4 protein-coding genes are annotated in these 5,288 nt (G+C 39.7%); all 4 read left to right on the top strand.

What is annotated here, in order from left to right; translation table 11 throughout:
• Positions 1-193: 193 nt before the first annotated feature.
• Positions 194-2,137 carry a bifunctional diguanylate cyclase/phosphodiesterase gene (locus CWC30_RS17600; protein WP_138627745.1) on the top strand — a complete coding sequence of 648 codons (1,944 nt, stop codon included), beginning with the start codon at positions 194-196 and terminating at the stop codon, positions 2,135-2,137.
• Between the two features lie 244 nt (positions 2,138-2,381).
• Positions 2,382-2,963 carry an electron transport complex subunit RsxA gene (gene rsxA, locus CWC30_RS17595; RefSeq protein ID WP_008115244.1) on the top strand — a complete coding sequence of 194 codons (582 nt, stop codon included), beginning with the start codon at positions 2,382-2,384 and terminating at the stop codon, positions 2,961-2,963.
• A gap of 1 nt (position 2,964) precedes the next feature.
• Positions 2,965-3,519: an electron transport complex subunit RsxB gene (rsxB, locus tag CWC30_RS17590; protein WP_138627744.1), complete on the top strand. Its 555-nt coding sequence runs from the start codon at positions 2,965-2,967 to the stop codon at positions 3,517-3,519.
• 8 nt (positions 3,520-3,527) lie between these two features.
• A partial coding sequence (rsxC, locus tag CWC30_RS17585; RefSeq protein WP_138627743.1) for an electron transport complex subunit RsxC occupies positions 3,528-5,288 on the top strand: 1,761 nt, incomplete at its 3' end.

Genomic DNA, 5,288 nt, shown 5'->3' with positions numbered 1-5,288 from the left:
GAGTCGGGGAGGGGGAGCCAATTTACTACAATCACATAGACATACCCTTCAATTTGCTCTACCATTCTTCTTTTAAAATAAAAACTTTTTTGCTTAAAAAACTAACTATTTGATAACTATTGATATCGAGTTATAATTAGTTTAATAATCATGAGGTTGTGTCCTCCCCCATTTGACATAAAAAGATTAAATAATGGCAGCTTTCAAAAAACTTATTCTTATACAATTGTTAGCTTGGCTGATACTTGTATCCGCTGGTAGTTATTTTATTAGCCAAAATTTTGATAATGCCATCGGCAATGCTCAAAAAAATGCACAAGCGACCGTTGAGCAATACATTAAAAATCTCTCTGCGACAGATATATCAGCAGAAAATCTTAAAAACACGCTTGCAACTAGTGAAACCTTTTCATATTTTGTTTTACGAGACTATCAAGGCGTTGAAGTATTTTCGGTTAACAATGCAGTGCAATTACCTATTATTGCTGAGCTTATTCAATCTAGTAGCAACTCAGTACGTCCTCAGTACGCCACAAATAATAACGCCGATATAAAAATTGAATTTAAATTAAACATTACTCACTTGGGTGAGCAGTTTCAAACCGCGTTTTTTGTTATTTTAATTGTTAGCACCCTACTTGCCCTAATACCTATTATATTGATGAAAACCATTGTTAAGCACATTAACGACAATATATGTACGAACGTTGCTGATGTTATTGATGTATATATCAATCAAAACCAACTAGGTGATGATTTTACAACTAAAATTGATTCACCTGAGTTTGCTAAGTTAGGGAAAAGTTTAGTTCCTAGCTTTAATCGTTTATCGCACTTTTTAAAAAGTAAAAATGACAATATAAAAAATGCAGCCCACGATATTAAACGTGAAGCCTACAAAGACGGTGTTACTGAATTAGGTAACCGCAATATGTTTGTTGATTACTACGAAAAAAATATAGAAAACACCGAAATAAGTACATTTGGCTCTTTAGCACTTGTCCGCTGTAGTGAGTTACAGTCAATTAATCAAAGCCGAGGCTATCAAAAAGGTGATGAGTACATTAAGTCGGTTGCAGATATCATAGTAAATATCAGTGGCACCTATTTCGGCAGTCAAGTTTTTAGAGTAAACAGCTCTGACTTTATAATTATATTGCCGAATACCCCGTTAAAAGAAGCTGAAAAATTTGGTGAAAACTTACAATCTCGCTTTACTCAATATATGCAAAACCAAGAGCTTAGCTCGGTTGCAAACACAGGTATTGTGGGGTACGAAAAAGCCAAACCTTTAGGTGAGTTGCTCTCTATCGTTGATAACGCAATGAGTATGGCGCAATCTAAGCAAGCTAATGCGTGGCATGTGCAGCGCGATACTGATCTTGTTAATAATGTGAGCGCAGGGTTTGGTAATCAAAACTGGCGTAAAGTGATTAACGAAGTGATCGAGTCTAAAAGCGTCCATTTAATGATCCAAAATATTATGCCATTAGGCAAAAGCATTAAAGCCTATGCTGAAATTCAAGCCCGCTTCAAAACAGAAGAAAACCAAGCTTTGCCTACCGCTTCATTTTTAGCAATGGCTGAAAAACTCGATATGGCGATAGAAATTGACAAGTTAATAATAGAAACGTCATTAGAAAGAATAAAATCGAGTAATTTATCTGAAAAATACTTTGGCTTAAATATTACCCCTTCAAGCGCGCATAGTGACCAATTTATGATTTGGTTAGAGCGTCGTTTGCTTAAAGATACCCATATTGCTTCTAAGTTAATTTTTGAGGTGAGTGAATTTGGTCTCCAACAAAACATTAAAGCAAGCAAACGTTTTATTGATATGGTGCATCGCGTTGGAGCCAGAATTACTGTTGAACGCTTTGGTGTCGGGCTCACCTCATTTAAGTTTTTCAGAGATTTAAAACCAGACTTTATTAAAATGGATGCAAGTTATACCCGAGGTTTAGAGGACGATAAAAACAATCAGTACTTTATGCGTTTAATGGTCGACCTTGCTCATAGAATTGGCGTCAGTGTTTTTGCTGAGGGCGTTGAAAGCCAAGAAGAAAAACACATTGTAGATACGTTATGCCTAGATGGTGTTCAAGGTTACTACATTGAAAAGCCCAAAGACATCTAACTAATTACCCTATTTAATGATAAAAAAGAGCATTTATGCTCTTTTTTACTTTTTAATGTGTGCTTTTATGACTGTTCAATCGTTAAAATGCTGACAGTTTTTTAATTGCAAACTCCCTTAAATTTAACCCTTTACAATTAGCCCATTATTTAACGTTGTTTATTTAACTGATAATCACTCAACGTGTTGTTAATCACAGTAGAAAAAAGGATAATACACGGGATTTTATTAGCGTGAGGCACACATGACAGAATACGTCTTGTTATTAATTGGAACAGTGTTAGTCAACAACTTTGTATTAGTACAATTTTTAGGCCTTTGCCCGTTTATGGGTGTGTCTGGGAAACTTGACACAGCCATAGGTATGTCTTTGGCAACTACTTTTGTGCTAACGCTTGCCTCTGTAACAAGCTATTTAGTAAATGAGTATATTTTATTACCTTTGGATATTACCTATCTGAAAACAATGAGCTTTATTTTAGTGATAGCTGTTGTTGTACAATTTACTGAAATGGTTGTCAGAAAAACCAGTCCAACGCTTTACCGGTTACTGGGAATATTTTTACCTTTAATAACCACTAACTGTGCGGTATTGGGTGTTGCTTTATTAAATATCAAAGAAGATCACACGTTTTTACAATCGGCCGTTTATGGCTTTGGTGCTGCGGTGGGGTTTTCATTAGTATTGGTTTTATTTGCTGCATTGCGCGAGCGTTTAGCCGCAGCAGACGTACCAACCCCATTTAAAGGTGCCTCAATCGCAATGATAACGGCAGGTTTAATGTCAATGGCCTTCATGGGTTTTACTGGATTAGTGAAGTTTTAATATGACCTTGTTGTACGCTTTAATAGCGCTGGGTTTGCTGGCGTTAATTTTCGGATTAATTTTAGGGTTTGCAGCAGTGCGCTTTCGAGTTGAAGGTAATCCTGTTGTAGAACAAATAGACACCATTTTACCGCAAACACAATGCGGCCAATGTGGTTACCCGGGCTGTCGTCCTTATGCAGAAGCCATTGCCAATGGCGATGAAATAAATAAATGCCCTCCAGGTGGTGATGCGACAGTTAAAAAATTGGCTGATTTGATGGGTGTTGAGGCTAAACCCCTCGCTGACGGTGAACAAGCAGATCCGGTTAAAACAGTGGCGTATATCCGCGAAGACGAATGTATTGGCTGTACCAAATGTATTCAAGCCTGCCCTGTTGATGCCATTGTGGGTGCAACACGTCAAATGCATACCGTTCTAATTGACGAATGCACTGGCTGCGATTTGTGCGTTGAACCTTGTCCGGTCGATTGTATTGACATGCTACCTGTTGAACCAACAAAACAAACCTGGAAATGGCAATTAGACGCTATTCCAGTTACCCAAATAGATTAGAGGTTTGAGTGGAAAAGTTACTTGAACAAATAAAAAAAGGCACCGTTTGGGCATTTCCTGGCGGCGTACATCCTCCTCAGCAGAAATCATTATCTAATAGTGCGCCTATAGCCAGACTCCCTTTGCCTGAAAAACTTGTTCTGCCTTTAAAGCAGCACATTGGCGCTAGTGGTAAATTAATAGTTGAAAAAAACCAGCACGTATTAAAAGGCCAAGCCTTAACAAAGCCATCAGCTAATTGGTCGGTGCCAATACATGCACCTACATCAGGCACAATTATTGATATTACGCCTATGCCATCAGCGCATCCTTCGGCATTACCTGAATTAAGCATTATTATTGAACCCGATGGCAACGATACCTGGTGTGAATTATCGCCTTTAGCAAACCCAGCCACTGCATCACACGATGAACTGGTTGATGTTATTCATAATGCGGGTATTTCTGGGATGGGCGGCGCAGGCTTCCCAACCTATGTAAAAGCTGATATTAAACAACCTATTGAATTTTTGATTGTTAATGCGGTTGAGTGTGAACCTTACATCACGGCTGACGATACCTTAATGCGTGAGCACGCCGCTGAAATAGTCAAAGGTATTGAGCTAATGCAGCAGTTACTCAATCCGACGCTGTGTATTATTGGTATTGAAGATAATAAGCCCGAGGCTATCACAGCGATGACAGAAGCGGCGAAGCATAACGAGCATATCTTAATACAAACCGTGCCTACTGTTTACCCTTCTGGCGGTGAAAAACAGCTAATAAAACTGCTCACTAACCGTGAAGTACCAAACGGCGGTATCCCTGCTGATATCGGCATTTTAGTACATAACACCGGCACTTTATTTGCGATTCAGCAAGCTGTATACGAAGGTAAACCGTTAATTGAGCGTGTCGTTACCGTTACCGGCAATACTATACATAATCCTGGCAACGTATGGGCGTTATTAGGTACTGAAATTAAGCACTTACTTGATTGCCAAGGTTTTTCACCGGTGCCACAGCAACGCGTGATCATGGGCGGCCCTATGATGGGCTTTACCTTACCCACAGTTCGTATTGGCGTTGTTAAAACAACAAACTGCATACTTGCCCCAGATCATAAGGAGTTAGCAGAGCCTGGCCCAGAAAAAGCCTGTATTCGCTGCAGTGCCTGTGCCGATGCCTGCCCTGCCTCGTTATTGCCACAACAATTACAATGGTTTGCTAAATCAAAAGAATACGACAAACTCCAAGAGCATAACTTATTTGACTGTATTGAATGTGGTGCCTGTGCCTATGTATGCCCTAGTGAAATACCACTTGTTCAGTATTACCGCGTTGCAAAAGTTGAAATTAAAGAGCAAATTGCCGAAAAGATAAAATCAGATCGCGCTAAAGAACGCTTTGATGCACGTAAAGCGCGTTTAGAGCAAGAACAAGCTGAGCGAAAAAATCGCCACAAACGTAAACCTGCCCCTAAATCGACCGAAGAGCAGCAAAAAGTAGCCGATGCCCTTGCCCGCGTTAAAGATAAAACCAGCGATGGTGACAATAAATCAGCTGTAGCAGCGGCAATTGCGCGCGCTAAAGCGAAAAAGCAAGGTGGCGAACTCGAGCCAGATAACAGTGAAGTTGCAAAAGAGCGCGCAGCACGTAAAGAACAAGCTCGCCTTTACAAAGAGCAAAAGGCACAAAACAATGGTGATGACGAGCCTGTAGATGATAAAAAATCAGCCGTTGCTGCCGCTATTGCCCGTGCTAAAGCTAAAAAAGCAGCACAAGCCAAT

This window comes from Pseudoalteromonas sp. S4741 (genome assembly GCF_005886135.1).
Classification (GTDB): Bacteria; Pseudomonadota; Gammaproteobacteria; order Enterobacterales; family Alteromonadaceae; genus Pseudoalteromonas; species Pseudoalteromonas tetraodonis.
The sequence above is the reverse complement of the archived record's forward strand: the minus strand, read 5'-3'. Positions and strand labels throughout refer to the sequence as shown.